The sequence below is a fragment of the Pseudomonas sp. NFR02 genome, from assembly GCF_900119375.1.
Taxonomy (GTDB): Bacteria; Pseudomonadota; Gammaproteobacteria; order Pseudomonadales; family Pseudomonadaceae; genus Aquipseudomonas; species Aquipseudomonas paracarnis.
Window position 1 is genome coordinate 250,735 of the sequence record NZ_FPJJ01000004.1, and the last position, 26,269, is coordinate 277,003.

General features: G+C 61.9%; 20 protein-coding genes and 1 pseudogene. 11 read left to right on the forward strand and 10 right to left on the reverse strand.

Features of this window, described 5'->3' with window-relative positions:
* Nucleotides 1-91: 91 nt before the first annotated feature.
* A complete protein-coding gene (locus tag BT199_RS14610) occupies nucleotides 92-2,554 on the reverse strand; it encodes a penicillin-binding protein 1A (RefSeq protein WP_371914261.1) in 2,463 nt (820 codons plus the stop codon).
* A 233-nt stretch (nucleotides 2,555-2,787) separates the two neighbouring features.
* On the opposite strand from BT199_RS14610, the gene pilM reads away from it, so the two are divergent.
* The 10 genes and pseudogenes from pilM (at nucleotide 2,788) to hemE (ending at nucleotide 17,229) form a co-directional block, all read left to right on the forward strand.
* Entirely contained in the window at nucleotides 2,788-3,444 is a 657-nt protein-coding gene (gene pilM, locus BT199_RS14615; RefSeq protein WP_032873526.1) for a type IV pilus assembly protein PilM, read from the forward strand.
* A complete protein-coding gene (locus BT199_RS14620) occupies nucleotides 3,441-3,992 on the forward strand; it encodes a PilN domain-containing protein (RefSeq protein WP_014716579.1) in 552 nt (183 codons plus the stop codon). The genes pilM and BT199_RS14620 overlap by 4 nt, the downstream gene beginning before the upstream one ends.
* Nucleotides 3,989-4,960, forward strand: a complete 972-nt coding sequence (locus BT199_RS14625; RefSeq protein ID WP_072434801.1) for a pilus assembly protein PilP — start codon at nucleotides 3,989-3,991, stop codon at nucleotides 4,958-4,960. Before BT199_RS14620 ends, BT199_RS14625 begins: the two co-directional genes overlap by 4 nt.
* Before the next feature lie 138 nt (nucleotides 4,961-5,098).
* Nucleotides 5,099-6,355 (forward strand): annotated as a pseudogene (locus BT199_RS14630) (type IV pilus secretin PilQ); the annotation flags it as partial.
* A gap of 4 nt (nucleotides 6,356-6,359) precedes the next feature.
* Nucleotides 6,360-6,878: a shikimate kinase AroK gene (aroK, locus tag BT199_RS14635; RefSeq protein WP_003187914.1), complete on the forward strand. Its 519-nt coding sequence runs from the start codon at nucleotides 6,360-6,362 to the stop codon at nucleotides 6,876-6,878.
* Between the two features lie 126 nt (nucleotides 6,879-7,004).
* Nucleotides 7,005-8,105 (forward strand): 3-dehydroquinate synthase, encoded by a 1,101-nt coding sequence (gene aroB, locus BT199_RS14640; protein ID WP_072434803.1) that lies wholly within the window; start codon nucleotides 7,005-7,007, stop codon nucleotides 8,103-8,105.
* A 9-nt stretch (nucleotides 8,106-8,114) separates the two neighbouring features.
* Nucleotides 8,115-9,689 carry an SPOR domain-containing protein gene (locus BT199_RS14645; protein WP_014716583.1) on the forward strand — a complete coding sequence of 525 codons (1,575 nt, stop codon included), beginning with the start codon at nucleotides 8,115-8,117 and terminating at the stop codon, nucleotides 9,687-9,689.
* 352 nt (nucleotides 9,690-10,041) lie between these two features.
* A complete protein-coding gene (gene gltB, locus BT199_RS14655; RefSeq protein ID WP_072434805.1) occupies nucleotides 10,042-14,487 on the forward strand; it encodes a glutamate synthase large subunit in 4,446 nt (1,481 codons plus the stop codon).
* Between the two features lie 32 nt (nucleotides 14,488-14,519).
* Complete coding sequence (locus BT199_RS14660; RefSeq protein WP_046070563.1) at nucleotides 14,520-15,938, forward strand: FAD-dependent oxidoreductase; 1,419 nt, start codon at nucleotides 14,520-14,522, stop codon at nucleotides 15,936-15,938.
* A 223-nt stretch (nucleotides 15,939-16,161) separates the two neighbouring features.
* Entirely contained in the window at nucleotides 16,162-17,229 is a 1,068-nt protein-coding gene (gene hemE / locus BT199_RS14665) for a uroporphyrinogen decarboxylase (protein WP_032893941.1), read from the forward strand.
* Between the two features lie 155 nt (nucleotides 17,230-17,384).
* Here hemE and BT199_RS14670 read toward each other — a convergent pair whose 3' ends face one another.
* A complete protein-coding gene (locus BT199_RS14670) occupies nucleotides 17,385-18,599 on the reverse strand; it encodes an MFS transporter (protein WP_044482889.1) in 1,215 nt (404 codons plus the stop codon).
* Between the two features lie 184 nt (nucleotides 18,600-18,783).
* Here BT199_RS14670 and BT199_RS14675 point away from each other — a divergent pair, with 184 nt between their 5' ends.
* Nucleotides 18,784-19,677 carry a LysR family transcriptional regulator gene (locus BT199_RS14675; RefSeq protein WP_014716587.1) on the forward strand — a complete coding sequence of 298 codons (894 nt, stop codon included), beginning with the start codon at nucleotides 18,784-18,786 and terminating at the stop codon, nucleotides 19,675-19,677.
* A 101-nt stretch (nucleotides 19,678-19,778) separates the two neighbouring features.
* Here BT199_RS14675 and BT199_RS14680 read toward each other — a convergent pair whose 3' ends face one another.
* Genes BT199_RS14680 through BT199_RS14715 form a run of 8 tightly spaced genes read right to left on the reverse strand, consistent with a single transcriptional unit; the run spans nucleotide 19,779 to nucleotide 26,269 of the window.
* Nucleotides 19,779-20,198: a hypothetical protein gene (locus BT199_RS14680; protein WP_020301670.1), complete on the reverse strand. Its 420-nt coding sequence runs from the start codon at nucleotides 20,196-20,198 to the stop codon at nucleotides 19,779-19,781.
* Nucleotides 20,199-20,224: 26 nt separating this feature from the next.
* Nucleotides 20,225-21,451, reverse strand: a complete 1,227-nt coding sequence (locus BT199_RS14685) for a beta-ketoacyl-ACP synthase (RefSeq protein WP_003187928.1) — start codon at nucleotides 21,449-21,451, stop codon at nucleotides 20,225-20,227.
* The gene (fabG, locus tag BT199_RS14690) at nucleotides 21,451-22,179 is read right to left on the reverse strand and encodes a 3-oxoacyl-ACP reductase FabG (RefSeq protein WP_014716589.1); all 729 of its coding nucleotides are present in this window, start codon (nucleotides 22,177-22,179) and stop codon (nucleotides 21,451-21,453) included. The genes BT199_RS14685 and fabG overlap by 1 nt, the downstream gene beginning before the upstream one ends.
* Nucleotides 22,176-22,637, reverse strand: a complete 462-nt coding sequence (locus BT199_RS14695; protein WP_072434807.1) for a hotdog family protein — start codon at nucleotides 22,635-22,637, stop codon at nucleotides 22,176-22,178. The genes fabG and BT199_RS14695 overlap by 4 nt, the downstream gene beginning before the upstream one ends.
* Entirely contained in the window at nucleotides 22,634-23,800 is a 1,167-nt protein-coding gene (locus tag BT199_RS14700) for a beta-ketoacyl-[acyl-carrier-protein] synthase family protein (RefSeq protein WP_072434809.1), read from the reverse strand. Before BT199_RS14700 ends, BT199_RS14695 begins: the two co-directional genes overlap by 4 nt.
* Nucleotides 23,797-24,279, reverse strand: coding sequence for a hypothetical protein (locus BT199_RS14705; RefSeq protein WP_072434811.1), 483 nt, complete (start codon nucleotides 24,277-24,279; stop codon nucleotides 23,797-23,799). The genes BT199_RS14700 and BT199_RS14705 overlap by 4 nt, the downstream gene beginning before the upstream one ends.
* Nucleotides 24,276-25,025: a class I SAM-dependent methyltransferase gene (locus BT199_RS14710; RefSeq protein WP_014716593.1), complete on the reverse strand. Its 750-nt coding sequence runs from the start codon at nucleotides 25,023-25,025 to the stop codon at nucleotides 24,276-24,278. Before BT199_RS14710 ends, BT199_RS14705 begins: the two co-directional genes overlap by 4 nt.
* Nucleotides 25,022-26,269: an NAD(P)/FAD-dependent oxidoreductase gene (locus tag BT199_RS14715; RefSeq protein WP_038448572.1), complete on the reverse strand. Its 1,248-nt coding sequence runs from the start codon at nucleotides 26,267-26,269 to the stop codon at nucleotides 25,022-25,024. The genes BT199_RS14710 and BT199_RS14715 overlap by 4 nt, the downstream gene beginning before the upstream one ends.

Below are 26,269 nucleotides of genomic sequence, written 5' to 3' on the forward strand. Positions count from 1 at the left end.
GGAGTACCAGTCACCAAATAGGTTGGCTGACCCACCGCATTCGCGAGCAAGCCCGCTCCCACATAAGGTCTGCGTCAGGCCGCAGATCCCGTCAGAACAAATCGATCGGCGCGCCTTCATCCGCCGGCAGTGGGCTGCCCGGCACTGCGCCGTTGCCCAGTTCGTTGACCGACGGCGGTGTGTCTTCGCTCTTGAACAGCTCGAAGTACGCATTCGGCGTGCTCGGTGAAGCTGCGCGGCCACTGATCGGGTCGATGCGCAGGCTGAGGATGCCTTCCGGCTCTGGCTGGGTATGCAGCGGCTTGTCCTTGAGCGCTGCGCCCATGTAGCTCATCCAGATCGGCAGGGCGACGGTGCCACCAAACTCGCGGCGGCCCAGGCTTTCCGGCTGGTCATAGCCGGTCCACACGGTGGTCACGTAGTCGCCATTGTAGCCGGAGAACCAGGCGTCCTTGGATTCGTTGGTGGTACCGGTCTTGCCAGCGATATCCGCGCGGCCCAGGGCCAGTGCGCGGCGGCCGGTGCCCTTCTTGATCACGTCTTGCAGGATGCTGTTGAGGATGTAGGTAGTACGGCCATCCACGATGCGCTCGGCAACCGCTGGCGCTTGCGGTTCGGCCGGTGCGCTGGCGTTTGCGGCCGACGGCGTGCCTGGCGTCGGCTCGATGGTGATACCGCCGTTGCTCGGTGCCGCAAGGCCGTCGGTTGCCGCCACGCCATTGACCACATCACCCGGTACCCGTGGCGGATTGGCAGTAAACAGGGTGTCGCCATTGCGGCTTTCGATCTTGTCGATCAGGTAAGGCGCGATCTTGTAGCCACCGTTGGCAAAGGTGCTCCAGCCGGTGGCGATTTCCATCGGCGTGAGGGTTGCGGTACCCAGGGCCAGGGACAGGTTCGGCGGCAGGTCCGACTTGGCGAAGCCAAAGCGCGTCATGTAGTCGATGGTCTTGCCTACGCCCATCGCCTGCAACAGGCGAATCGACACCAGGTTGCGCGACTTGTACAGCGCCTCGCGGATACGGATCGGGCCGAGGAACGTGTTGGTGTCATTCTTCGGGCGCCAGACCTTGTCCAGGTATTCGTCGACAAACACGATTGGCGCGTCGTTGACCAGGCTGGCGGCGGTGTAGCCGTTGTCCAGTGCCGCACTGTAGACGAACGGCTTGAAGCTGGAGCCTGGCTGGCGCTTGGCCTGGGTAGCGCGGTTGTAGTTGCTCTGCTCAAAGGCAAAACCGCCGACCAGCGCACGGATCGCACCGTTCTGCGGGTCCAGGGACACCAGGGCACCCTGGGCGAGCGGCACCTGGCTGAATTTGAGGCTGTCATCCTTCTGGCGTTGCACGCGGATCAGATCACCCACCTGGGCCACGTCGGAGGGCTGCTTGGGCATCGCGCCCATGCTGTTGGTGTTCAGGAACGGGCGCGCCCACTTCATGCTGTCCCAGGCTACATGGGCTTCGCCAGAACGGGTCAGCACTTGGACGCCGTCTTTCGATACCTGGGTAACGATGGCCGGGTCCAGGCCGCTGATCGAACGCTGTTTGCTCAATTCGGTGGTCCAGGCACTCAGGGTCTTGCCCGGCAGGCGCGACTCGGGACCGCGGTAGCCGTGACGCTGGTCATAAGTAATCAGGCCTTCATGTACCGAATGGTTGGCGATTTCCTGCAAGTTGCTCGGCACCGTCGTGGTGACGCGGAAACCTTCGGTGTAGGCCTCGCTGCCATAACGGCCAACCATCTCGGCGCGGGCCATTTCAGCGATATAGGGTGCATTCACTTCGGGCGTCGGCACGTGATAGCTGGCATTCAGCGGCTCGGCCACGGCGCTTTCATAAGCGGCCTGGTCGATCTTGCCCAGCTTGTACATGCGGCCCAGGATCCAGTCGCGGCGTTCTTTGCTGCGCGCCGGGTTGGCCAGCGGGTTGAAGCGCGAAGGTGCCTTGGGCAGGCCAGCAATCATGGCCATCTGCGCCAGGCTGGCGTCACGAATCGACTTGCCGTAATAGACCTGGGACGCGGCCTCGATGCCGTAGGCGCGGTTGCCCAAGTAGATTTTGTTGACGTACAGCTCGAGGATTTCATCCTTGGTCAGCTGGCGTTCGATCTGCAGCGCCAACAGGATTTCGGTGGCCTTGCGGGAAAAGCTGCGCTCGCTGGTGAGGAAGAAGTTCTTCGCCACCTGCATGGTGATGGTGCTGCCGCCCGATTGAATGTGTCCGCTTTTTACCAGTTGTGTGGCTGCACGCACCAGGCTGCTGGGGTCTACGCCGTAGTGGTTGGCGAAATTATCGTCTTCGGCGGACAGCAATGCGCTGATGAAATTGGGTGGAATATCGGCGAAACGGATCGGTGTGCGGCGCATTTCGCCGAACTCCGCGATCAACTTGTCATCGCTGCTGTAGACCCGCAAAGGAATCTGCAACTGGATACTTCTGAGGGCCTCTACGGAGGGCAAACCCGGACTAAGGTAGAGGTAGGCCCCGCTGAACACGAGCAGCAGCCCGCAGACGATGGCGACAATGGAGTACCCGAAAAACTTCAGCAGACGAATCAAGGCTTTTGGATTTCCAGAGAAAAGAAAGAGTTACGCGTCGGGGCATGCATGGCAAACGATGGATCGACCCGGGCAGCAGATAAAAAGCGGGAAAAAACGCTGGGCATTAAAGCATTTTTCGGCTTGGGGCGTCATTCGCGAGCCTTGAACAAGCCGACCGAATGCAAGGTGCCTGGCAGCAATCAGGCGAGATGACAGCCGGTATGACAGGGAAAGTTTTGGGGAGTTTTATGGGAAAGGGATTTTTCAGGCGAAAAGTCGACACGGTGTTGGGGGTCGATATCAATGACAGTGGCATCAAGCTGATCGAACTGGGCCGTTCATCCGGCGGTTTCAGCGTCCAGGGCTACGCCACGCAAGTGCTGGCGCCCCACGCGGTGGTCGACGGCACCCTGCTGGACCTTGAGGGTGTGGGCCGGGGGCTGCAACAGGCGCTGTCGCGCCTGGGTACCTCGGCCCGGTACGCCGCCGTGGCGGTTGCGGGCCCGTCGGTAATTACCCGGCTGATTGACATGGACGCAGGCCTCAGCGACGAGGAAATGGCCTGGAAGATCCAGATGGAAGCCGACCAGTTCATCCCTTATCCATTGGATGAAGTGGCCATCGACTTTCAGGTTCAAGGGCCATCGGCTCAAGGCCCACAGTGGGTGGAGGTGATGCTGGCGGCGTGCCTGCGCGAGCAGGTCGAAGCGCGCGAGGCGGTTTTGGCCCTGGCGGGGCTGGTGCCGCGGGTGGTTGATGTAGAAGGGTTTGCATTGCAGCGCGCTTGCCTTCAGGATTTTGCCAGCTTCACGCCGGGTCACAGAGTCGATGGTGCACAATGGGCCTTGGATGCCCAAGGGATGGGAGTGGCTTGCGGGCTGGCCCTGAGGAGTTTCGCTGGATGACACGAATCAATCTTTTGCCTTGGCGCCAGGCTCTGGCGGAGCGCAGGCGCAAATACCTGTTGGTGCTATTGCTGGCGTTTGCCTGCATGGCGCTCGCGGCATTGTGGTTGGCTGATCAAGTGATCGACCAGGCGATAGACCGGCAGGTAAGCCGCAACAGCCGCCTGGAAGAGCACATCGCCACCCAGGACTCGCGCATCAAGACCATCGACGATCTTCAGGAGCGAAGCCAGCAACTGGCCGAACGCATGAAGGTGGTTCAGGACCTGCACGATGCCCGCTCTTCCGGGGCTCGATTGTTCGAGCAATTGGCGCGTGCGGTGCCTGAAGGTGTCCATCTGCATGAGGTGGTCGCAAACGGCGACACCATCAGCATTCGCGGCACGGCTGAAAGCAACCAGGATATCGCCCGTTTGATGCAGCAGCTCAAGCCAACCCAGGGTTCCAGTTCGACCCGTCTGCAGCGCGTGCAGGCCGAAGGTGCGCGCGGCGAAAGCGAATTTCAGCTGATGGTGCGCCAGGGAGAATCCAGCGAGGCGCAACCATGAGCCTGCCCAGGCTCGATTTTTCCACGCTCTCTTACAACGCTGCTAAATGGTCCCTGCCGGGCAAGGTGCTGCTTGGCTGTGCGCTGGCCGGCCTGGTGCTGGTGCTGGGCGAGGTTTCGCATGGGGGGCCACAGCGGGAGCGATTGCACGGGCTTGAGGCGCGGGAGCAGGCGCTGCAGCAGCAACTCACAGAAAAGTCCGACCTGGCCGCGAGCCTTGAGCTGCGCACCCAACAGGTCTTGAGCATGGAAGGCCAGGTTGCCAGCCTTCTAGGGCATTTACCCGGCGAGTCCGAGGTGCCTGCCGTGCTGGAAGACATTGCCCGGCTGGCGGCTGCCCATGGGGTGTGGGTCGACGGCATCACCGTGCTGGATGAAGCGCCTCGGCAGCTTTATATCGAACAACCCATGCAGGTAAGCGCCTCCGGGGCTTACCACGACCTGGCGACGTTTGTCAGTGCCTTGGGTGGGCTGCCGCGGGTAGTCACCGTGCAGGACGTTACGCTTGGGCATCAGGGCGCCTTGTTACGGCTGAACATGCTCGCCAAGACCTATCGCAGCACCCTGCAAAACGGCAAGGCCCGCCAGGTGCTCGACCCAGGGCCGCAATTTGTCTACGAGCCCTCGTCCTTGCGCGACCCGTTCACGCCGCCCGCTTTGCAGGCACCCCACGTTCCGGGCCGGCCGGCCCTTGCCCCGGATTTCACCCGGCCACGGGGACTGTTGGAGGGTATCCGCCTCGATCAGTTCGAAATGGTCGGCACGTTGTCCCGTGGTGCGCAGGCCTTTGCCTTGTTGCGGGCTGGGGCCAGGGTGTATCGGCTGGCGGTGGGTGATTACCTGGGGCTGGACCATGGCCAGGTCACGGCCATTCAAGACGCTGCTGTCGAGCTGGTGGAGCTGTTTCCCGATGGACAGGACGCCTGGCTGGAACGCCCGCGAACCCTTGTGCTGAACGTCAACTCATAACGGAATCAAACAATGAAATGGACCTTCTCGTCCTTCGGTGTGGCGCTATGGATAGCGTTCACGGCACCGATGGCTGCTGCTGTGCCCAATCGCCTGGACCTTATCCAACTGCCGCCGCCCGACAGCGCCCCGCCGGTCAGCTATACAGGCGCCAAACTGACCCTGAATTTTCAGGACATCGACTTGCGTGCGGTATTGCAGCAAATCGCCGATGTCGCCGGGCTCAACCTGGTGACCAGCGATGAGGTGCAGGGCTCGATCACCCTGCGGCTCAAGGATGTGCCCTGGGACCAGGCTCTGGACCTGGTACTGCAAACCAAGGGCTTGGACAAGCGAGTCAAGGCGGGCGTGCTGCTGGTGGCGCCCGCCGATGAATTGGCTGCCCGAGAGCTGTTGATGCTGGAGTCGCGCAAGCAGATGGCCGAGCTGGCGCCCTTGCGTCGGGAGCTGCTGCAGGTCAATTACGCCAAGGCCGCCGACCTGGCCAAGCTGTTTCAGTCGGTGACCGGCTTTGAGGGCGCCACCGATGAGCGCGGTTCGGTGGCGGTGGATGACCGCACCAACAACATCATCGCCTACCAGACTGGCGAGCGGCTCCAAGAGCTGCGGCGCATCGTGGCGCAGCTGGATATCCCGGTACGCCAGGTCATGATCGAGGCGCGGATTGTGGAGGCCAATGTCGACTACGACAAAAGCCTGGGTGTGCGCTGGGGTGGGCGGCTCACCCGCGGCAACGGCGGCGTTGGCGGTATTGCCAAGCCGCAGGCGGAGGGTGCCGAGCCGCCGCAAAACCCACCCAGTTCACCCTTTGTCGACTTGGGGTCGCTGGCCGGAACCTCGGGCCTGGGGATCGCCTATATCACCGACAACCTGTTGCTGGACCTTGAGCTGACCGCCATGGAAAAAACCGGCAACGGTGAGATCGTCTCGCAGCCCAAGGTCGTCACCTCCGACAAAGAGACTGCACGCATCCTCAAGGGCACCGAGATTCCTTACCAGGAATCCACCTCCCAGGGCGCCACCTCGGTGTCGTTCAAAGAGGCTTCGCTGTCGCTTGAAGTCACGCCGCAAATCACCCCCGACGACCATGTGATCATGGCGGTCAAGGTCACCAAGGATGAGCCTGACTACCTGAATCGCCTCAATGACGTGCCGCCGATCAAGAAAAACGAGGTCAACGCCAAGGTTCTGGTCAGGGATGGCGAGACCATCGTCATTGGCGGGGTTTTCTCCAACACCCAGAGCAAAGTGGTAGATAAAGTGCCATTTTTGGGCGATGTGCCGTATCTTGGCCGCCTTTTCCGGCGCGATGTGCTGGCGGAGAAAAAATCCGAGCTGCTGGTATTCCTGACTCCGCGTATCATGAATAACCAGGCGATTGCTGTGAGTCGTTGATTCTGTGCGAAATTTGATTCTTGTAGGGCCGATGGGGGCTGGAAAAAGCACCATCGGCCGTTTGCTGGCCAAAGAGCTGCGCCTGCCGTTCAAAGATTCCGACAAGGAAATTGAATTGCGCACGGGTGCCAATATCCCATGGATCTTCGATAAAGAAGGCGAGCTGGGCTTTCGTGACCGCGAGCAGGCGATGATTGCCGAGCTGTGCGGCTGCGATGGCGTGGTATTGGCGACCGGTGGTGGCGCTGTCATGCGCGATGAAAACCGTCGGGCGCTGCATGCCGGTGGTCGAGTGGTGTATTTGCACGCGTCGGTCGAGCAGCAGGTGGGCCGTACCGCCCGTGATCGCAATCGCCCGTTGTTGCGCACTGCCGACCCGGCCAAAACCCTGCGTGACCTGCTGGCGCTGCGCGATCCGCTGTACCGGGAAATCGCCGATCTGGTGGTGGAAACCGATGAGCGGCCACCTCGGATGGTCGTGCTCGACATCCTCGAGCGCCTGCAACGGTTGCCACCCCGTTAAAGCCTGGCCCGAAATGCGCTATTCTCGGCGGCGCGCCATCACCCTGTAAGGTATGGCGTAGAGCCACTAGGCGGTGTCGAGATATCGACAGTGCCGGTCGTCAATACATCTTCAACGCGGGGACACATGCAGACACTTAAGGTCGATCTAGGCGAGCGCAGCTACCCGATCCACATTGGCGCAGGTCTGTTGGACCAGCCCGAACTGCTTGCGCCGCATATTGCCGGCCGACAGGTGGCGATCATCTCCAACGAAACGGTCGCGCCGCTGTATCTTGAGCGTTTGAGCCGCAGCCTGGCGGCGTACTCGGTGATCTCCGTGGTGTTGCCTGACGGCGAGGCCCACAAAAACTGGGAAACCCTGCAGCTGATCTTTGATGGCCTGCTGACCGCACGCCATGACCGTCGAACCACTGTGGTCGCCCTGGGCGGCGGTGTGATTGGCGACATGGCCGGTTTTGCCGCGGCCTGCTACCAGCGCGGCGTGGATTTTATCCAGGTGCCGACCACCTTGCTGTCCCAGGTCGATTCGTCGGTGGGCGGCAAGACCGGTATCAACCACCCGCTGGGCAAGAACATGGTCGGCGCGTTCTATCAGCCCCAAGCTGTGCTGATCGACACTGCTACCCTCAACACCCTGCCACCGCGTGAGCTGTCGGCCGGCCTGGCGGAAGTCATCAAGTACGGGCTGATCTGCGATGAGCCGTTCCTGACCTGGCTGGAAGAGCACATGGACGCCTTGCGCGGCCTCGACCAGGTGGCGCTTACCGAGGCGATTTCCCGCTCATGCGCGGCCAAGGCGCTGGTAGTCAATGCCGACGAGCGCGAGTCCGGTGTGCGGGCCACACTGAACCTGGGCCACACCTTCGGCCATGCGATCGAAACGCACATGGGCTATGGTGTGTGGTTGCATGGGGAAGCCGTAGCGGCTGGCACGGTGATGGCATTGGACATGTCGCAGCGCCTGGGCTGGATCAGCGCCCAAGAGCGTGATCGCGGTATCCGCCTGTTCCAGCGCGCCGGTTTGCCGGTTATTCCGCCCACGGAGATGACCGAGGCGGATTTCCTTGAACATATGGCGATAGACAAGAAAGTGATCGACGGTCGACTTCGACTGGTACTGCTGCGCCACATCGGCGAAGCCGTGGTGACCGACGATTATCCAAAAGAGATTCTACAGGCCACGCTGGGAGCGGATTACCGCGCCCTGGCCCAGCTCAAAGGTTAATAAGACCCGATGACTAGTTTGCATGCCGACGAGGCGTTCCTCGGCCATTACCACTTGAGCCACGACCCCTTTGCTCCACGGGTGCCGGGTTTCAAATTCTTCCCCGCCCAGCGCAAGCCGGTACTGGGGCAGTTGCATCACCTCGCGCGCTACAGCCAGTTGCTGCTGGTGGTCACCGGCCCTCTGGGCAGCGGCAAGACCTTGCTGCGCCAGGCGCTGGTGGCCAGCACCAACAAGCAATCGGTGCAGAGCGTGGTGGTATCGGCCCGCGGTGCCGGTGATGCGGCCGGCGTATTGCGCCAGGTAGCGCAGGCGTTGGACGTCTCCAATGCCGAGCCGAACGCGATTCTCAAGCAAGTGGTGCAGTTGGGCCTGACCGGCCAGGAAGTCTACCTGCTGGTAGATGACGCCGAGCAGCTCGACGAATCCGCCCTCGAAGCGCTGCTGGCGCTCGCGGCGGGCACGCCGGAAGGTCGCCCGCATGTGTTCCTGTTCGGTGAGTCGTCGCTGATCGCCGATCTGGAGCAGATCAGTGGTGAGCAGGAGCTGTTCCACGTCATCGAGTTGCAGCCGTACGAAGAGGAAGAAACCCGCGAATACCTGGCACAACGCCTTGAAGGCGCCGGGGCGGGTATCGAACTTTTCACCGCTGCGCAGATCTCTGATATTCACGAAAGCTCCGATGGCTGGCCTGGAAACATCAACCAGGTTGCCCGCGATGCGATGATCGAAGCCATGATTGCCAGCCGCTCTGCGGTCAAGCGTCCAAAGATGGGGTTCACTATGCCTAAGAAGCACGTATTGGCTATTTCCGCCGTTGTCGTGGTCGCTGTAGCCGCCGCCTGGTTGATCCCGGGTCGCAACAAGGCACCGACAACCACCGGCGCGCCAACTGAGCAGGCGCAGTTGCCATTGGGCAAGCCCACGCCAAACGTCGAATTTGCCAACTCCGGCCAACCGACCAACCTGCCGATGGTCGGCCAACCGGTGATGCGCGGCCCGCTGGCAGAAGAAGCCGGTGGCATCTCCGAAGGCGACGACGGAGTGCCGGTGGAAGGCTCCAGCGCCACGCCGCCGACTGTGACCACCACCGCGCCACCTGCGGGCGTACCGGCTGGCACGCCAGCCACTCCGGTAGCGCCAGTCACACCGGTAGCGCCAGCGGCCAAGCCAACGCCTGCGCCGACCGTTGCCACCGCCAAGCCGGCACCGGTAGCAAAACCAGCGCCGGCTCCAGCGCCAGCCGCCAAGCCTGCTGAAAAACCAGCCGCCACCGTGGCCAAGGCCGGTGCCGCCGGCAGCAGCTGGTACAGCAGCCAGCCTACCGGCAACTTTGTGGTACAGATCCTCGGCACCAGCTCCGAAGCTAACGCCCAGGCGTTCGTCAAAGAGCAGGGCGGCCAGTACCGTTATTTCAAGAAAGTGCTCAACGGCAAGCCTCTCTACGTGATCACCTACGGCAGCTTCCCAAGCCGCGCCGCAGCCGATTCTGCTATCAAAGCCTTGCCAGCGAAGGTTCAGGCTGGTAAACCTTGGCCTCGCACTGTTGCCAGCGTTCAACAAGAACTGGCAGCAACTCGCTGAAGATCCGGCGGCCTTACCCAGGCCGCCCTCCCGGCACCTCAAAAAAATCCGCAAGTGCGTGCAGTCTCCCGAGACCGCGCGCTTTGTGGTGTCTGCGTCACAGTGGCTTTTGAGTCGTAGCGGTCAGAATTAAAAAAGTTTTGACTAGCACAGCATATCGCTTTAAACCTTTCATAAATGCGACATAGATTTGCGACATTTCGTCGCTAAATTTGTGAGCGTCTGTGTCGGTGTGTACAATGACCTCCCTTTTGCCCCCGCTAAGCCGGCGTACGTTCGGCGTGGAAGGTAACCGGTTGAATTGAAAAGAAATTTGCCTCGGTAAAAGAGGCAGCCTGGTGAGAAAGTGTCTATGAAAGCAGGTCTGTACCAACCCGATGAATTCAAGGATAACTGCGGTTTCGGCCTGATAGCCCACATGCAGGGCGAACCCAGTCATACCCTTTTGCAAACGGCCATCGAGGCCCTGACCTGCATGACCCACCGCGGTGGGATCAACGCCGACGGCAAGACCGGTGACGGCTGTGGCTTGCTGATTCAAAAGCCCGACCAGTTCCTGCGCGCTGTCGCCAAAGAGCAATTCGCGGTCGAACTGCCCAAGCAGTACGCCGTGGGCATGGTGTTTTTCAACCAGGACCCGATAAAAGCCGAGGCCGCTCGCGAGAACATGAACCGCGAGATCGTTGCCGCCGGCCTGCAGATCGTCGGCTGGCGCAAAGTGCCCATCGACACCAGCGTACTCGGCCGCCTGGCCCTGGAGCGCCTGCCGCAGATCGAACAAGTGTTCATCGCCGGCGATGGCCTGAGCGACCAGGACATGGCGATCAAGCTGTTCACGTCCCGTCGTCGTTCGTCGGTGCTCAACGCCGCCGACACCGACCATTACATCTGCAGCTTTTCCCACAAGACCATCATTTATAAAGGCCTGATGATGCCGGCGGACCTCACCGCCTTCTATCCAGACCTGAGCGATGAGCGCCTGCAAACCGCAATCTGCGTGTTCCACCAGCGCTTCTCCACCAATACCCTGCCGAAATGGCCGCTGGCCCAGCCATTCCGCTTCCTCGCCCACAACGGCGAGATCAATACCATCACTGGCAACCGCAACTGGGCCCAGGCCCGTCGCACCAAGTTCGCCAACGATTTGATGGACCTCGAAGAGCTCGGCCCGCTGGTCAATCGCGTGGGTTCCGACTCCTCCAGCATGGACAACATGCTCGAACTGATGGTCACCGGCGGCATCGACCTGTTCCGTGGCGTGCGCATGATCATTCCGCCAGCGTGGCAGAACGTCGAGACCATGGACCCGGACCTGCGTGCGTTCTACGAGTACAACTCGATGCACATGGAACCGTGGGACGGCCCGGCCGGCGTGGTCATGACCGACGGCCGCTATGCGGTGTGCCTGCTCGACCGTAACGGCCTGCGCCCGGCGCGTTGGGTGACCACCACCAACGGTTTCATCACCCTCGCCTCGGAAATCGGCGTGTGGGACTACAAGCCTGAAGACGTGATCGCCAAAGGCCGTGTGGGCCCTGGCCAGATCCTGGCCGTGGACACCGAGACCGGGCAGATCCTCGACACCGACGCCATCGACAACCGTTTGAAGTCGCGTCACCCGTACAAGCAATGGCTGCGCAAGAACGCCCTGCGCATCCAGGCGACCATGGAAGACAACGACCACGGTTCGGCTTTCTACGACATCGACCAGCTCAAGCAGTACATGAAGATGTATCAGGTCACGTTCGAAGAGCGCGACCAGGTGCTGCGCCCACTCGGTGAGCAAGGCTACGAAGCCGTAGGCTCCATGGGTGACGACACGCCAATGGCCGTGCTGTCCCAGCGCGTGCGCACGCCGTACGACTATTTCCGCCAGCAGTTCGCCCAGGTGACCAACCCACCGATCGACCCGCTGCGCGAAGCCATCGTGATGTCCCTGGAAGTGTGCCTCGGTGCCGAGCGCAACATCTTCCAGGAATCGCCTGAGCATGCGTCCCGCGTGATCCTCAGCTCGCCGGTCATTTCTCCGGCCAAATGGCGCTCGCTGATGACCCTGGAGCGTCCAGGCTTCGACCGCCAGATCATCGACCTGAACTACGACGAGAGCCTGGGCCTTGAAGCGGCTGTACGTAACGTTGCTGACCAGGCTGAAGAAGCCGTGCGCGCCGGCCGTACCCAGATCGTACTGACCGACCGCCACATCGCGCCGGGCAAGTTGCCGATCCACGCGTCCCTGGCGACCGGCGCGGTGCACCATCGCCTGACCGAAAAAGGCCTGCGCTGCGACTCCAATATCCTCGTGGAAACCGCCACCGCCCGCGACCCGCACCACTTTGCGGTGCTGATCGGTTTCGGCGCCTCGGCGGTGTACCCGTTCCTCGCGTACGAAGTGCTGGGTGACCTGATCCGTACCGGTGAAGTGCTGGGCGACCTCTATGAGGTGTTCAAGAACTACCGCAAGGGCATCACCAAGGGCCTGCTGAAGATCCTGTCGAAGATGGGTATCTCTACGGTCACCTCGTACCGTGGCGCTCAGTTGTTCGAAGCCATCGGTCTGTCCGAAGAAGTCTGCGAGCTGAGTTTCCGTGGCGTACCGAGCCGCATCAAAGGTGCGCGTTTCGTCGACATCGAAGCCGAGCAAAAAGCCCTGGCCTTGGAGGCCTGGAGCGCGCGCAAGCCGATCCAGCAAGGTGGCCTGCTCAAGTTCGTGCACGGTGGCGAATACCATGCCTACAACCCCGACGTGGTCAACACTCTGCAAGCCGCTGTACAGCAGGGTGACTACGCCAAGTTCAAGGAATACACGAGCCTGGTGGATAACCGCCCGGTGTCGATGATCCGCGACTTGTTCAAGGTGAAGACCCTGGACACGCCGATGGACATCAGCCAAGTCGAGCCGCTGGAATCGATCCTCAAGCGCTTCGACTCCGCCGGTATTTCCCTGGGCGCCTTGTCGCCGGAAGCTCACGAAGCCCTGGCCGAAGCCATGAACCGCCTGGGTGCGCGTTCCAACTCCGGCGAAGGCGGTGAAGACCCGGCGCGCTACGGCACGCTCAAAAGCTCGAAAATCAAGCAGGTGGCCACCGGCCGTTTCGGTGTGACCCCGGAGTACCTGGTCAATGCCGAGGTGCTGCAGATCAAGGTGGCCCAAGGCGCCAAGCCGGGTGAGGGCGGGCAATTGCCCGGCGGTAAGGTCAACGGCCTGATCGCCAAGCTGCGCTATGCGGTGCCGGGTGTGACGTTGATCTCGCCACCGCCGCACCATGACATCTACTCGATTGAAGACTTGTCGCAGCTGATTTTCGACCTCAAACAAGTCAACCCTCAGGCCCTGGTCTCGGTGAAGCTGGTCGCAGAAGCCGGCGTCGGCACCATTGCCGCCGGTGTGGCCAAGGCCTATGCCGACCTGATCACCATCTCCGGCTACGATGGCGGCACCGGCGCTTCGCCGCTGACCTCGATCAAGTACGCCGGTGCGCCGTGGGAACTCGGCCTGGCCGAAACCCACCAGACCCTGCGCGGCAACGATCTGCGCGGCAAGGTGCGAGTACAGACCGACGGCGGCCTGAAAACCGGCCTCGACGTGATCAAGGCCGCGATCCTCGGCGCCGAAAGCTTCGGCTTCGGCACCGCGCCAATGATCGCCCTGGGCTGCAAATACCTGCGCATCTGCCACCTGAACAACTGCGCTACCGGCGTAGCGACTCAGAACGAAAAACTGCGCAAGGATCACTACATCGGCACCGTCGACATGGTGGTGAATTTCTTCACCTACGTCGCCGAAGAAACCCGTGAGTGGCTGGCCAAGCTGGGCGTACGTTCGCTGGAAGAGCTGATCGGTCGCACCGACCTGTTGGATATCCTCGAAGGCCAGACCGCCAAGCAACAACATCTGGACCTCACCCCGCTGTTGGGCAGCGATCACATCCCGGCAGACAAGCCACAATTCTGCCAGGTGGACCGCAACCCACCGTTCGACAAAGGCTTGCTGGCCGAGAAAATGGTCGAAATGGCCGGCTCCTCGATCAACGACGCCAGCGGTGGCGAATTCGCGCTGGATATCTGCAACTGCGACCGTTCCATCGGTGCTCGCATTTCCGGTGAAATCGCGCGCAAGCACGGCAACCAGGGCATGGCGAAAGCGCCGATCACCTTCCGCTTCAAGGGCACTGCGGGCCAAAGCTTCGGCGTGTGGAACGCCGGCGGCCTGCACATGTACCTGGAAGGCGACGCCAACGACTACGTGGGCAAGGGCATGACCGGCGGCAAGCTGGTCATCGTCCCGCCGGCTGGCAGCGTGTACAAGACCCAGGACAGTGCCATCATCGGCAACACCTGCTTGTACGGCGCCACCGGTGGCAAGCTGTTTGCCGCAGGTACCGCCGGTGAGCGTTTCGCCGTGCGTAACTCCGGTGCCCACACCGTGGTGGAAGGCACTGGCGATCACTGCTGCGAGTACATGACCGGAGGCTTTGTCGCGGTACTGGGCAAGACCGGTTACAACTTCGGTTCGGGCATGACCGGCGGTTTCGCCTACGTGCTCGACCAGGACAACACCTTCGTCGACAAGGTCAACCACGAGTTGGTCGAGATCCAGCGCATCAGCGGCGAAGCCATGGAGTCCTACCGGAACCACTTGCAGCACGTGCTGGACGAGTATGTCGAAGAGACCGGCAGCGAATGGGGTCGTAACCTCGCCGAAAACCTCGATGATTACCTGCGTCGTTTCTGGCTGGTCAAGCCCAAGGCTGCCAACCTGAAATCGTTGCTTTCCAGCATCCGTGCCAACCCGCAGTGATATGCGCCTGAACAGTTTGATGAGGTTTTAACATGGCTGAACGTCTGAATAACGACTTCCAGTTCATCGATGTCGGGCGCAAAGATCCGAAGAAGAAACTGTTGCGTCAACGCAAGAAAGAGTTCGTGGAAATCTACGAACCCTTCAAACCCCAGCACTCGGCCGACCAGGCCCATCGCTGCCTGGGTTGCGGTAACCCGTATTGCGAATGGAAGTGCCCGGTGCACAACTTCATTCCCAACTGGCTCAAGCTGGTGGCCGAGGGCAACATCCTCGCCGCTGCCGAGCTGTCTCACCAGACCAATACCCTGCCGGAAGTCTGCGGCCGGGTGTGTCCGCAAGACCGGCTGTGTGAAGGGGCCTGCACCCTCAACGACGGCTTCGGCGCGGTGACCATCGGTTCGGTGGAGAAATACATCACCGACACCGCGTTCGCCATGGGCTGGCGCCCGGACATGTCCAAGGTCAAGCCAACCGGCAAGCGCGTCGCGATCATCGGTGCGGGCCCTGCTGGCCTAGGGTGTGCCGACGTGTTGGTGCGTGGCGGCGTGACTCCGGTGGTGTTCGACAAGAATCCGGAAATCGGTGGCTTGCTGACCTTCGGCATTCCCGAGTTCAAGCTGGAAAAAACCGTACTGAGCCACCGTCGTGAAGTGTTCACCGGCATGGGTATCGAGTTCCGTCTCAATACCGAAATCGGCAAAGACATCACCATGGAGCAACTGCTCGCCGAATACGATGCGGTGTTCATGGGCATGGGCACCTACACCTACATGAAGGGCGGCTTTGCCGGTGAGGACTTGCCAGGCGTGTATGACGCGCTCGACTTCCTGATCGCCAACGTCAACCGCAACCTGGGCTTTGAAAAGTCGCCGGAAGATTTCGTCGATATGAAGGGCAAGAAGGTCGTGGTGCTGGGCGGTGGCGACACCGCGATGGACTGCAACCGCACCTCGATCCGCCAGGGCGCCAAGTCGGTGACCTGCGCGTATCGCCGTGACGAAGCCAACATGCCCGGCTCGCGCAAAGAGGTGAAGAACGCCAAGGAAGAAGGCGTGAAATTCCTCTACAACCGCCAGCCGATCGCCATCGTCGGTGAAGACCGCGTCGAAGGTGTGAAGGTGGTCGAGACCCGTCTCGGCGAGCCGGATGCCCGTGGCCGTCGCAGCCCCGAGCCGATCCCGGGTTCCGAAGAGATCATCCCGGCCGACGCCGTGGTCATCGCCTTCGGTTTCCGTCCAAGCCCGGCGTCGTGGTTCGAGCAGTTCGAAATCCAGACCGACAGCCAGGGCCGCGTCGTAGCCCCGGAGCAAGGCCAGTACAAGCACCAGACCAGCAACCCGAAGATCTTCGCCGGTGGCGACATGGTGCGCGGGTCGGACCTGGTGGTCACCGCGATCTTCGAAGGCCGTAACGCCGCCGAAGGCATCCTGGACTACCTGCAAGTCTGATGATCGTTCCCACGCTCTGCGTGGGAATGCCGCCAGGGACGCTCCGCGTCCCGAACAGCATGACGCGGAGCGTCACAGGAGGCGTTACCACGCGGAGCGTGGGAACGATCCTGCGGCGGCATTGCCGCGACAAATTGACCCGATAGACAAAAGGCACGGTGCATTCCGTGCCTTTTGCGTCGCGCTCTGAGAAAATGCCCGCACTTTTTTTGCGGATGCCGACATGACTGCCCTCAAGAACGACCGTTTCCTTCGTGCCCTGCTCAAGCAACCCGTAGACGTCACCCCGGTGTGGATGATGCGTCAAGCCGGTCGCTATCTGCCGGAATACCGCGCCAGTCGCGCCAATGCGGGCGATTTCATGAGCCTGTGCATGAACCCGGAGTTCGCCTGCGAAGTCACGATGCAGCCGCTGGACCGCTATCCACAACTGGACGCGGCCATCCTCTTCTCCGATATCCTCACCATCCCTGATGCCATGGGCCAGGGCCTGTACTTCGAGACCGGCGAAGGCCCGCGCTTCAAGAAAGTCGTGAGCACCCTGGCCGATATCGAAGCCTTGCCGATCCCTGATCCACACAAAGACCTGGGCTACGTGATGGACGCTGTCAGCACCATCCGCCGCGAGCTCAACGGCCGCGTGCCGCTGATCGGCTTCTCCGGCAGCCCATGGACCCTGGCCACCTACATGGTCGAAGGCGGCTCGTCGAAAGACTTCCGCAAGACCAAGGCCATGCTCTACGACAACCCGCAAGCCATGCACCTGTTGCTGGACAAGCTGGCGCAGTCGGTGACCTCCTACCTCAACGGCCAGATCATGGCCGGTGCGCAAGCGGTGCAGATCTTCGATACCTGGGGCGGCAACCTGTCGGCGGCGGCGTACCAGGAGTTTTCCCTGGCCTACATGCGCAAGATCGTCAGCGGCCTGATCCGCGAACACGAAGGCCGTAAAGTGCCGGTGATCATGTTCACCAAGGGCGGCGGCCTGTGGCTGGAAAGCATCGCCGACGCGGGCGCCGATGCACTGGGCCTGGACTGGACCTGTGACCTCGGCGAAGCGCGCCGTCGCGTCGGCAACCAGGTGGCCCTGCAAGGCAACATGGACCCGACCGTGCTGTACGCCAAGCCAGAAGCGATCCGTACCGAAGTAGGTCGCATCCTGGCCAGCTACGGCAAAGGCACCGGCCATGTGTTCAACCTCGGCCATGGCATCACCCCGGAAGTGAACCCGGAGCATGCGGGTGCGTTCTTGCGCGCAGTGCACGAACTGTCGGCGCAGTATCACGAATGACGAAAAAGCCCGGCTTGAAGCCGGGCTTTTTCATGGGTAAACACAAAACAAATGTGGAAGCGGGCTTGCTCGCGAATGCGCAGTGTCAGTCGACAAATTCGTCACTAGACCACCGCATTCGCGAGCAAGCCCGCTCCCACATAAAGCCAATCGCGTCAGGTCTGCATATTTCCCAGTGGCGGCAACTTCGCCAGCTTCAACGCCACCAGCAACGCGCCAATCAGCAGCGCGACGATAAACCCGCCAATCCCATTCCACCCGGCAAAGTGCCAGAAAAACCCTCCCGCCGTCCCGGCAATACTCGATCCCACGTAATAGCAGAACAGATACAGCGACGACGCTTGCCCCTTGGCTTTCACCGCACGGCGCCCGATCCAGCTGCTGGCGACCGAGTGGGCGCCGAAAAAGCCGAAGGTGAAGATCAGCATGCCCGGCACCACCAACCACAGCGGGGTGAACAGTGTCAGCGCCATGCCGGCGAGCATCAGCACGATGGTGGCCCACAGCACTCGGCGGCGGCCGAGGCGGTCGGCCAGGGAGCCGATCTTGGCCGAGCTGTAGATGCCCGACAGGTACACCACTGACAACAGGCCAACCACCGCCTGGCTCAGCTCATAGGGTGAGGCCAGCAGGCGATAGCCGATGTAGTTGAACATCGTCACGAAGGCGCCCATCAGCAGGAAGGCTTCAAGGAACAGCCACGGCAGGCCGGCGTCCTTGAAGTGCATGACGAAGCCGTCCACCAGGTTGCGCGGCTTGAGGCTGCTGGCGCGGAAGTTGCGCGACTCGGGGAGGATCCTCCAGAACACTGTGGCGGCGATCAATGCCAGGGCACCGATGATCAGCATTGCGGTGTGCCAGCTGACGAAGTCGATCAACACGCCGATGATCAGGCGCCCGCTCATGCCGCCAATCGCGTTGCCACCGATGTACAAACCCATGGCCAGGCCAATGTGTTGTGGGTGGATCTCTTCGCTCAGGTAGGTCATGGCCACGGCGGCCAGGCCGCTCAAGGACAGGCCCACCAGTGCGCGCATCAACAGGATGCCCTCCCAGCTCGGCATCAGGCCGCTGGCGATGGTGGCCAGCGCCGCACAGAACAACGCGGCAACCATCACCGGCTTGCGCCCCAGCCTGTCGGATATCGGCCCGGTGATCAGCAGGCCGCAGGCGAGCATCGCGGTGGCGACGGATAGAATCAGGCTGCTCTGCGCGGCATTGATGGAAAACTCGTGGGACAGCGCCGGCATCATCGGCTGCACGCAATACAACAGCGCAAAGGTGGCGAACCCGCCGGAGAACAGCGCCAGCACGGTGCGCATGAACATCGGCGTGCCTTTTTCGATGTACGCGTCGTTGAGCTGCGCCACTACGTCATCAAGGGCTGAGGGCGAGGTGTGTTGGGCAAGTGGGGCAACAGCAGGATTCACGGGGGACCTCGGGGAGGAAAGTCTGCCAGGACTGACAATACGAAAAAGAATATAGCTGGCTAATGATTCTTTCCAATATATTGTTCGACCTGTTTGATAGCTTTTACGACCTAATGAGGCTTGCATGGAATTTCGCCATTTGCGCTACTTCATCGCCGTTGCCGAAGAGCTGCACTTCGGCCGCGCCGCGCAGGTGCTGGGCATCTCGCAGCCGCCCCTGAGCCAGCAGATACAGGCGCTGGAACACGAGCTGGGCGCACGCTTGTTCGAGCGTACCAATCGTCGGGTCGAGCTGAGCGAGGCCGGGCGCTTGTTCTTGCAAGAGGCACGGCTGGTGCTGGCCCAGGTCGACAAGGCGGCAGATGTGGCGCGGCGTGCGCAGTTGGGGGAACTGGGTGAATTGAAGATCGGCTTTACCTCGTCTGCGCCGTTCAACGCCAGCATTCCCCAGGCGATCTTTGCCTTCCGCCAGGCATTCCCGGCGGTGCATCTGAACCTGCAAGAAATGAGCAGCACCCAAGTGGCCGAGTCGCTGGTGGACGAGTCGATTCAGGTTGGGCTGATGCGGCCTTTGCCCTTGCCCGACTCACTGAACGTGATCGAGTTGATGCGCGAGCCATTAGTCGCGGTACTGAGCGCCGGTCACCCATTGGCCCACGGCAGCGAGCGCGGCTTGCATCTGGAGCAATTGGCCGAGGAGCCTTTTGTGTTCTTCCCGCGCAGTTACGGCAGCGGCTTGTACGCGCAGTTGCTCAACCTGGCCCGCGACGCCGGGTTCAGCCCGCACTTTGCCCAAGAAGCAGGGGAAGCAATGACCATCATCGGCCTGGTGGCGGCGGGGTTGGGGGTGTCGGTGTTGCCGGCGTCTTACCAGCGCATCCGCATTGACGGCGTGGTCTATCGCACCTTGCTCGATCCGCAGGCGGTGACGGCGGTGTGGCTGGTGCAGCGCAAGGGCGCGCAAACGCCAATGGCGAAAGGGTTTGTGGAGTTGTTGACGCGTAAGGCCGCTCAATAACCTGTGGCGAGGGAGCTTGCTCCCACTGGGTCGCGTAGCGGCCCTAAAAAATGGGCCTGCTGCGCAGTCCAGCGGGAGCAAGCTCCCTCGCCACAAGGGGGTCAGTTTTGGGGCGAAGTATTTGCTTCATTCACGCTGTAAGTACGCAACCCCGCCAGAATATCCCGATCCAGCATGCTCACCCAGCGGTTGTAGTTGCGATGGATCTTACCGTCCTTGTAGCCCAGGTCGCGGCTGTCGCGGTAGGTGATGGCGTAGCTGTTGCGGGTGTAGCGGATGTCGATGGCGGCGTAGAACTGGCCGCGCACGGTGATCTCGGCCTGCACCAGTTGTGGGCTCAGGCGTTGTACCGTCCACTCGCGTTTTTGCAGGGCGGCGACGATCACTTGCTTCATTTTTTCTTCGCTGACCTGGCTTGTGGCCGGTAACTCATGCTGGGTGTTGAGCACGGGTTTGCTGGTGCAGCCAGCCGTGGTCAGCAGGGCCAGGGTGATCAGGGCAGCGCGTAGCAGGGAAGACATTCCGTTTTCTCCAATCGATTAAAAAGTCAGGCCCAGCGGCGGAAGATCAACGAGGTGTTGACCCCGCCGAAGGCAAAGTTGTTGTTCATCACGTAGTCGTTGTGCATCTGGCGAAAGCCACCTTGCAGGTAGTCCAGCTCGCCGCATTGCGGGTCGACCGCGTCCAGGTTGAAGGTGTGCACGTACTGGTCGCGGTTCATCATCTCGATGCTGAACCACGATTCCAACGCCCCGCACGCGCCCAAGGTGTGCCCCAGGAAACTTTTCTGCGAACTGATCGGCATACGGCTGCCAAACAGGCTGCTGGTGGCCAGGGTTTCGGCGATGTCGCCCTGATCGGTAGCCGTGCCATGGCCGTTCACGTAGCCGATGGCGGACGGTTCAAGACCTGCGTCTTCCAGGGCCAGCTCCATGGCGCGGCGCATGGTTTTCTGTTCCGGGCGGGTGGTGTGCTGGCCGTCGGCGTTGCTGCCGAAGCCGACCAGCTCCGCATGAATATGCGCGCCTCGCGCGAGTGCGTGTTCCAACTCTTCGAGCACCAACATGCCGCCACCTTCACCGATCACTAGGCCGTCGCGGCCGCTGTCGTAGGGACGAGGGCTGGTTTGCGGCGCATCGTTTTTCAGGCTGGTGGCGTACAGCGCATCGAACACCATGGCTTCGGTGGGGCACAGTTCTTCTGCGCCGCCCGCAAGCATCAACGGCAGGCGCCCGAACTTGATTGCCTCATAGGCGTAGCCGATGCCCTGGCTGCCGCTGGTGCAGGCGCTGGAGGTAGGAATCAGCCGGCCCGTGAGGCCAAAGAAGATGCTGATATTTGCCGCCGTGGTGTGCGGCATCATGCGCACATAGGAGTTGGCATTGAGCCCCTCGGCCACCGAGTTGAGCAGCATATTGCCGAACGCCTTGATCTCATCGGTGCTGCCGGTGGACGAGCCACAGGCCACGCCCATGCGCCCGTCCTTGATCGACTCGTCACCCAGCAAGCCGGCGTCCTGCAACGCCTGCTCCGCCGCCCACACCGCCAGGCGCGAGACGCGGCCCATGCTGCGCAGTTGTTTGCGCGTCCAGTGAGCGGGCACGACGAAATCGTCGATAGGGCCGGCCAGGCGGGTGTTCAGTTCGGTGAAACGGTCCCACTCATCCATGCGCCGAATGCCGCTGCGGTTGGCGCGAAAGTTCGCGGCGATGGTGTCCCAGTCGCTGCCCAGGGAGGTCACGCCGGCCATGCCGGTGACGACAACGCGCTTCATCAGCACAGGCCCCCGTTCACGGCCAGCACCTGGCGCGTGATGTAGCCGGCTTCGGCCGACATCAGGAAGTTCACGGCGCCAGCGACTTCTTCCGGCGTGCCCATGCGTTGGGCCGGGATCATTTTCATCAGTTCTTCTACCGGCACGTTTTCATCCAGCATCGCGGTGTCGATCAGGCCCGGCGCCACGCAGTTGACGGTGATCTTGCGCTTGCCCAATTCAATGGCCAGCGCCTTGGCCGCACCGATCAAGCCGGCTTTGGAGGCGCTGTAGTTGACCTGGCCGCGGTTGCCGATCAGCCCGGACACCGAGGTGATACACACGATACGCCCGGCGGCGCGGCGCCGAATCATCGGCATCATCACCGGGTGCAGCACGTTGTAGAAACCATCCAGGTTGGTGCGCATCACCACATCCCAATCGTCTTCCGACAGCGCAGGAAAGGCGCCGTCGCGGGTCAGGCCGGCATTGAGCACCACGCCGTAATAGGCGCCATGCTGCTCCACATCGGCCTCAAGGATCTCTTTGCACGCAGCGCGATCCGCCACGTCGAACTGCAGCACGCGTGCCTCGCGCCCCAGGGCTTGGACCTCGAGCTGTACCGCGTCGGCTTCGGCACGGCCGCTGCGGCAATGCAGCACGATGTCATGGCCGGCCTGGGCCAGGCGCAGGGCAATGGCGCGGCCGATACCACGGCTGGAGCCGGTGACCAGTACGGATTCAGTCATGGCGTTTCGTCCTTCGATTCATCTAAATAGTTGGCCGCCTGGGGCGGTCGAAATACGTTCAAGCGCGCGCTGGCCTGGATACCGTCGCCGGTGAGGTGGCATTCGAACACGCCCATGCCGTTGTCGTCTTCCAGGGAGCGCAGGCCGTGGATATTCAGCTCGAGGCCGGCCGGAAAGTGCTCCACGTTGCACTCGAACTTACGTGTGCCCAACAGGAAACCGAGTTCCACGGCCTTGCCTTGCTGGCGTGCATGGCAACCGGCATAGGCGGCGACGCTTTGCGCCATCAGCTCGATGCCGACCCAGGCGGGCAGGCTACCGTCAGCACGGTTGAACAGGCCGCCGGGCTTGACGGTGACGCGGGTGCGGATCTGCTCTTCATCGAACGACAGCACCTGGTCGATCAGGATCATGTCGCCCGCATGGGGCAGCAGTTCGGCAAGTGGCCAATCGATCATGGGGCCTCTGCGATTATCAGGCTGACATTGTTACCGCCGAAGGCAAACGAGTTGCTCATCAGGCAGGGTTTTTTCAAGCTGTCGCCGCTGCGCGCCCATTGCAACGCGGGCAGCGCCGGGTCGGGGTGGCCGTCCCATACGTGGGGTGGCAGCAGGCGATGGGTCAGGCTCAGCCAGCAGAACGCGGCTTCCAGGGCCCCGGCAGCGCCGAGGGTGTGGCCGGTCATGGGCTTGGTCGATGAGCAGGCGACGCCGCCTGGAAACAGGCTGGCGACCGCCAGGCTTTCCATGGCGTCGTTGTGTTGGGTTGCGGTGCCGTGCAGGTTCAGGTAGCCGATCTGCTCGGGCGAAAGCTTTGCACTGGCCAGGGCCTTGCGCATGGCCAGCAACGCGCCCTTGCCGCTGGGCTCGGGCGCAGAGATATGGTGCGCGTCGCAACTGGCGCCGCTGCCCAGCAAGGCGATAGGGGCCGGCTCGCGGCTCATCAGGAACAGCACCGCCGCTTCACCGATATTGATGCCGTTGCGGTTCACCGAGAACGGATTACAGCGCTCCGCAGACACTGCTTCCAGCGCGGTAAACCCGTTCAGCGTCAGCTTGCACAGGCTGTCCACGCCGCCGCAGATCACCGCATCGCACACCCCCAGGTCCAACAGGCGCTGGGCGCTCATCAATGCTCGGGCGCTGGAGGTGCAGGCGGTGGAAATCACATAGGCCGGGCCGCTCACGTTCAACCAGTCGGCGAGGAAGTTGGCCGGGGCGCTGAGTTCCTGTTGCTGGTAATCGTAGTCGGCGGGGAACTGCGTGTTCTGCAGGTAATGGGCAATGCCACGGCTGGCTTCGTCAATGCCCGAGGTGCTGGTGCCGAGCACAACCCCGACCCGGGCAGGGCCGTAGATTTGGATGGCCTGACGAATCTGATCTTCAATTTGCAGCGCCGCTTCCAACAGCAACTGGTTATTGCGACTGCTTTGCTTGGCCAGTTCCGGGGGCAGGCTCGCCAGTTCGCCGTGTACGGCGGCCACCGGCACTACGCGTTCCGGCACCCAGCCGCTTTCGGCACGCATGCCCGAACAGTCGCCGGCAAACAGCTTGCGGCTGACTTGCGCCTGGCCACGGCCAAGGGCGCAGATCACGCCAAGGGCATTGAGGTAGGCGGTCATCGGCTCATACCCAGCGGGGTGATGCGGTAACTCAATGGCGGGTCGGCCATGTTCACGCTGAACACCTCCGAAGACTGGTAGACGATCTGCCAGTGGCCCGGCAGCGTGCGCGTCAGGTCCATGGCCTGCGCAGTGGGATACAACGCCGGTACGTCACCGGGCGCGGTCAGGGCAAACAGCAGCGCGGCAAATAGCGTGCGCGCCTGGGGGTTGGGCGGCAGCAAGCCGTCTGCCTGCCACTGCCCATCAAGCAGTTTTTGCCGGGCCAGGGGAATGCCCAGCGGGTCCATCATCGACCAGCGAATCGCGCGGCCTTCGCGCTGGATCACCAGCAGCCAGTCCTGACTCTGGCCGTCTGCCAGGCGCTGCACATGCAATTGCATCGGCAAGGCCAGGGCCGGGCTCTTCTCCGGCAGCGGCGCCTGGCTGGCGCAGGCACCGAGCAGCAGCAGGCAACTTATCAACAGCAGGCGCATCATGGGGCCGCGTTCTCCACAGGTTTACGGGCCACGCAGTTGACCAGGGTTTCCTCGCGCTGGCCCACGGGCGGTGCCTTGCGCAGGCCCCAGCGTTCCAGCAGGCCGAAGTCACTGGAACGGCTCCACCACAAGTAAGGGTACGAAATGTTCTGTGCAGCGAACTCAAAGCCCTGCTCGCGCAGCATCTCCAGGTATTCTTCGGCGCTCTTTTGCACATGCATCGGGTGGCGGAACAGCCAGCGAATCACCCAGGTGTCGATGTAAGCTTCGGTGGATTCGGCAAACAGCAGATAGCCGCCCGGCTTGAGCACCCGATAGAACTCCTTGAGTGCGCGATGTTGTTCCACCAGATGATGGAAGGTCTGGTGGCAGAACAGGATATCGACGCTGGCATCCGCTAGGTTGAGGGTCGCGCAGTCGCTGCCGATCAACTCCACGTCCAGGCCCAGCCGCGCGGCTTCTTCGCGGCTTAGTGCCAGGCTGTGAGGGTCCGCATCCAGGCCGATCAGGCGCGAAGGCGCAAATACCTGATGCAGCAACTGGAAGGATTTGCCTTGGCCGCAACCGGCATCCAGCAACACCGGCGCCACCGGCAGCGGCTCGCTGAACAGGCTGCGCAGGTCATTGATCGCCACGCGCAACACGTGATGCTGCCAGGTATGGCTGCGCAGGAACCAGAAACCGAACTTGGTTTCTTCGACGTAGTTTTGACTCAGGTAGTTTTTTTCGACGCCCGGGCTGCTCATACCGCTTCACTCGCACAAATATCCGACAACATCCGCAAGCGCCGTTTCGGCTCGCTGACAAACGGGTTGCGTTCATCCCAGGCGTAACCGGCCAGGATAGAGCTGATCATGCGGCGAATCTCCGGTGAACTGCCAGGATGGAAAATCACGTCCTGGAACGTGCCCGCATACCAACCCTCGACGTAGCAACGGAAGGTATCGACACCGCGCTTGAGCGGTTCGGCGAACTCGGTTTGCCAGTCCACCGTTTCGCCGCTCAATTGGCGGTGCAGCACCCCTGCGGCCATGCTCGCCGAACGCATGGCAATGGTCACGCCGGAAGAGAACACCGGGTCGAGGAATTCGGCCGCATTGCCCAGTAGCGCAAAGCCTGGGCCGTGCAGGGTTTTGACGTTGGCCGAGTAGCCGCCGATGGTGCGCGCCGGGGTGTCCCAGACGGCATTTTGCAGCACGCCGGACAGGCTTGGGGTTTGCTCGATAAAGTCGCGCAGGCAGGCGTCGAGGTCGCTGTCGGCACCCTCGAAATGCTCCTTGGCCGCAACCACGCCCACCGAACAACGGCCATTACTGAACGGGATGGTCCAGAACCAGATGTCGCGCTGGGTCGGGTGAGTGGTCACCAGGATTTTGCTGCGGTCAAAGCCTGGGTGTTCGATACGGTCTTCGACGTGGGTGAATACGGCCTGGCGCAGCGGGAAATTCGACGGTGCTTCCAGGTCCAGCAGGCGTGGCAACACGCGGCCATAGCCGCTGGCATCGAGCACGAACCTGGCCTTGAGGTGGTACTCGCTGCCATTCTGGCGGCGCACATGCAAATACCGGCTCTCGGCAGAAAAATCCACGCCGACAATGGTTTGGCCATAGCGGATTTCCACGCCTTGCAGTGCCGCCTGGTCGGCCAGCAATTTGTCGAACTCGCCGCGCTGCACCTGGAAGGTGGTGGGCTTGCCGTTGCTGAAGGTGTCGCTGAAATCAAAGGCACTGTAGCGCTCGCCCCAGGCGAAGGCCGCGCCGGTTTTTACCTGGAAGCCTGCAGCTTGCACAGCGTCGAGCATGCCGGCTTCTTCGATAAAGTCGATGCAGTGCGACAGCAGGCTTTCGCCAATCGAGAAACGCGGGAAATGCTCGCGCTCGATGATTAATACATCATGCCCTTTGCGCTTTAACAGCGCGGCCGCGATGGCACCGGAAGGCCCGGCACCGATCACCACCACCTGGCGACGTTCCATTTCAACTGTGGGCAC

Coding starts and splice junctions, on each gene's coding strand:
- BT199_RS14700 (WP_072434809.1), bottom strand. CDS start 23,800: ATGACCGCCTACCTCAATGCCCTTGGCGTGATCTGCGCCCTTGGCCGT.
- BT199_RS14660 (WP_046070563.1), top strand. CDS start 14,520: ATGGCTGAACGTCTGAATAACGACTTCCAGTTCATCGATGTCGGGCGC.
- fabG (WP_014716589.1), bottom strand. CDS start 22,179: ATGACTGAATCCGTACTGGTCACCGGCTCCAGCCGTGGTATCGGCCGC.
- BT199_RS14695 (WP_072434807.1), bottom strand. CDS start 22,637: ATGATCGATTGGCCACTTGCCGAACTGCTGCCCCATGCGGGCGACATG.
- BT199_RS14625 (WP_072434801.1), top strand. CDS start 3,989: ATGAGCCTGCCCAGGCTCGATTTTTCCACGCTCTCTTACAACGCTGCT.
- BT199_RS14685 (WP_003187928.1), bottom strand. CDS start 21,451: ATGAAGCGCGTTGTCGTCACCGGCATGGCCGGCGTGACCTCCCTGGGC.
- BT199_RS14680 (WP_020301670.1), bottom strand. CDS start 20,198: ATGTCTTCCCTGCTACGCGCTGCCCTGATCACCCTGGCCCTGCTGACC.
- BT199_RS14705 (WP_072434811.1), bottom strand. CDS start 24,279: ATGATGCGCCTGCTGTTGATAAGTTGCCTGCTGCTGCTCGGTGCCTGC.
- BT199_RS14620 (WP_014716579.1), top strand. CDS start 3,441: ATGACACGAATCAATCTTTTGCCTTGGCGCCAGGCTCTGGCGGAGCGC.
- hemE (WP_032893941.1), top strand. CDS start 16,162: ATGACTGCCCTCAAGAACGACCGTTTCCTTCGTGCCCTGCTCAAGCAA.
- BT199_RS14645 (WP_014716583.1), top strand. CDS start 8,115: ATGACTAGTTTGCATGCCGACGAGGCGTTCCTCGGCCATTACCACTTG.
- gltB (WP_072434805.1), top strand. CDS start 10,042: ATGAAAGCAGGTCTGTACCAACCCGATGAATTCAAGGATAACTGCGGT.
- BT199_RS14675 (WP_014716587.1), top strand. CDS start 18,784: ATGGAATTTCGCCATTTGCGCTACTTCATCGCCGTTGCCGAAGAGCTG.
- pilM (WP_032873526.1), top strand. CDS start 2,788: ATGGGAAAGGGATTTTTCAGGCGAAAAGTCGACACGGTGTTGGGGGTC.
- BT199_RS14710 (WP_014716593.1), bottom strand. CDS start 25,025: ATGAGCAGCCCGGGCGTCGAAAAAAACTACCTGAGTCAAAACTACGTC.
- aroB (WP_072434803.1), top strand. CDS start 7,005: ATGCAGACACTTAAGGTCGATCTAGGCGAGCGCAGCTACCCGATCCAC.